Source organism: Pseudomonas sp. GM80 (genome assembly GCF_000282515.1).
Lineage (GTDB): Bacteria > Pseudomonadota > Gammaproteobacteria > Pseudomonadales > Pseudomonadaceae > Aquipseudomonas.
The window spans coordinates 1-3,004 of record NZ_AKJD01000131.1 but is presented as its reverse complement, the minus strand read 5'-3'; the positions used below and the strand labels follow the sequence as shown (position 1 = coordinate 3,004).

Here is a 3,004-nt window from a genome sequence, read left to right as displayed (position 1 = left end):
CACGGGTAATCGCCATCACCGAAGACCGTGGCTTGCCATTCGGCAGATGCTCAGGAAACGTCGAACCACCGTTCTCCCACATTAGAAATGCGTTTCCCTGTGGGAGCTGGCTTGCCAGCGATGAGGGCTTATCAGGCGCCGACGATCCCGCCATCCTCACGGGTAATCGCCATCACCGAGGAGCGCGGTTTGCCATTCGGCAGATGCTCCGGGAACGTCGACCCGCCGTTCTCCCCCGGATGCTGAATCCCGACAAACAGCGTCTTCTGATCCGGCGAGAAGCTGATCCCCGTCACCTCGCAACCAATCGGCCCGACCATGAACCGGCGAATCTCACCGGTCTTGGGATCGGCGCAGAGCATCTGGTTATTGCCCATTCCGGCAAAGTCGCCAGCGTTGCTCGAATCGCCGTCGGTGAGAATCCACAAGCGGCCAGCCTTGTCGAAACCCAGACCATCCGGGCTGTTGAACATGTTTTGCGGGGTGATGTTCTTCGAGCCGCCCTTCGGCGTCCCGGCATGCACACCCGGATTACCGGCAACCACAAACAGATCCCAGGCAAACGTTTTCGCCGCATGATCGTCGCGGTCGGTGCGCCAGCGCAGGATCTGCCCGTAGACGTTCTTCTCGCGCGGGTTCGGCCCGCCGACGGGTTGGCCGTCTTCGCCGCGTTTGGCGTTGTTGGTCAGGGTGCAATAAACCTGGCCGTCCTTGGGGCTGACGACGATCCATTCCGGGCGGTCCATGCGCGTTGCGCCGACTACGCTGGCGGCGAGGCGCGCATGGATCAGCACTTCGGCCTGATCGGCAAAACCACTGCTGGCGTCGATGCCGTTTTTGCCGTGGGTCAGTTCGATCCACTGGCCCTGGCCTTTCGGGTGGTCGGGGTTGCTGTCGCCGTTGTCGAATTTGGCCACGTACAAGGTGCCGTGATCGAGGATGTCGCGGTTGGCCTTGGCATTGCGGTGATTGATGCGGTCACGGCTGACGAATTTGTAGATGAATTCGCCCCGCTCGTCGTCGCCCATGTACACCACGGCGCGACCGTCATCGGTCTCGGCCAGTGCGGCGTTTTCATGTTTGAAGCGGCCCAGCGCCGTACGCTTGACCGGGGTCGATTGCGGGTCGAACGGATCGATCTCGACCACCCAGCCGTGACGGTTGAGTTCGTTGGGGTTTTTCGCCATGTCGAAGCGCGGGTCGTACGGGTGCCAGTTGATTTCGCGGCTGGCGACCGACACGCCGTAGCGCTTTTGCGCCGGGTCGAACTGCTGCTGGGCGTTGCTGCTGCCGAAGCAGTCGGTGAAGTTTTCTTCACAGGTCAGGTAAGTGCCCCACGGGGTTTTACCGTTGGCGCAGTTCTGGAAGGTGCCGAGGACTTTCTTGCCATGCTTGTCGGCAGCGGTCTTCATCAATTCGTGGCCAGCCGCCGGGCCGCTGATGCGCAGCGGCGAGTTGCCGTGGATGCGGCGGTTGTAACGCGAGCCTTGAACGAACTGCCACTGACCGTTCTTGCGCTGCACTTCAATCACCGACACGCCTTCGCAGGCCAGCGCCTTGCGCACGTCTTCGGCCGATTGCGGCATGCCGCCGTGCGGGTAGAGGTAGCGATAGTTGGTGTATTCGTTGTTGATCGCCATCAACGCGCGGTTGCGATCGTCAGGGAAGGCGAACAGGCTCATGCCGTCGTTGTTGTCGCCGAACTGCACTTCTTGTGCGGCGGCGGTGCCGTTGCCGCTCGGGTCGAAGGCCGGACCGTTTTTCTGTAATGGCTGGCCCCAACTGATCAGCACCGAAGACTTGTAGCCTTTGGGCAGGCTGATCACGTCAGTGGTGGCCGCCGGAATGCTCTCGAAACCGAGCAGGCGGCTGTTGCCAGCGCTGACGCCGGTGGCCAGTGCGCTGCGGCTCAACAGACTGCCGCCGAGGAACATCGCCGCGCCGCACAACGCGCCGGCGCCGATGAAGCCGCGACGGCTGAGGCCGACCATTTTTTCCAGGTCAGTCGATTGGTTTTCTTCTAATAGGCTCACATCAGGCTCCCTGCTTGGTTTTGGCAGCCACCTTAATGAGCGTCGATGACGCTTTCGTTGCAGCGCCCGACTAGAGCGGCGTACCGATGAGCACGTTGGACGGTGAAAACTGCACCTGCACCGCTTGCCCGACGATCAGACCACGGGTGCGCAAGTCCAGTGGCTCAGCCAGAGCGCAGAGGGTATGGCCGTTGGGCAGGGTAATGCGCACTTCGCTGGGGCCGTCTTCGGCATCGAGAATGGCTTCGATGGTGCCGTTGAGAAGATTGTGACCAGACGTTGCAGGTTGTTCGACGGTCAGCAGTTCGAGCCAGCCAGCCTTGATCAACGCCACCACTTCGGTACCGGCCTGCAGTTCCAGATGCACGGTGCTGTCGTGGGTGATTTGCGCGTCGAGGTGCAGGCCTTCGGCGAGTTCGAGGCGGATCAGGTCATTGCGACCCTGACTTTCAATCGCCACAACCTTGCCGTGCAACTGATTGCGTGCGCTGGTGCGGAGCATCAAACGACCGAGCAGATCGAGGTCGCTGGCGTCTTCCGCGGCTTCCAGCACTTGGGCCTGCAAGGCTTGCAGCTTTTGATAGAGGCGCAATACCCGTTGGCCTTCGCTGGACAGTTTCGCGCCGCCGCCACCCTTGCCGCCGACGGCACGCTCGACCAGCGGTTTTTGCGCGAGGTTGTTCAACTCATCGATGGCATCCCACGCCGCTTTGTAGCTCAGGCCGGCGCTTTTTGCGGCGCGGGTGATCGAGCCCTGTTCGGCGATGTGTTGCAGCAGGGCGATACGCTGCGGACGGCGGACGATGTGCTGGGACAACAGGGAAGGCATGGACATGAATGGGGGCTTTTTAGCTGTGGCGGTGGGAAGTGAAGTTGGCCGCTTGCAACGCCAGAGTCAAGCCAAACCCAATCCCCTGTAGGAGCTGCGGCACGCTGCGATCTTTTGATCTTTAAAAACAAGATCAAAAGAT

The 3,004-nt window shown here is 61.3% G+C and carries 2 protein-coding genes; both read right to left on the bottom strand.

Annotated features, from left to right (window positions below):
- Window positions 1-131: 131 nt before the first annotated feature.
- Window positions 132-2,033, bottom strand: coding sequence for a PhoX family protein (locus PMI37_RS19565; protein WP_008084074.1), 1,902 nt, complete (start codon window positions 2,031-2,033; stop codon window positions 132-134).
- Window positions 2,034-2,103: 70 nt separating this feature from the next.
- Window positions 2,104-2,868, bottom strand: coding sequence for a TOBE domain-containing protein (locus tag PMI37_RS19560; RefSeq protein WP_045123204.1), 765 nt, complete (start codon window positions 2,866-2,868; stop codon window positions 2,104-2,106).
- Window positions 2,869-3,004: the final 136 nt, after the last annotated feature.

Excerpts from the sequence above, each read along its gene's own strand:
- PMI37_RS19560 (WP_045123204.1), bottom strand. The coding sequence starts at position 2,868 with ATGTCCATGCCTTCCCTGTTGTCCCAGCACATCGTCCGCCGTCCGCAG.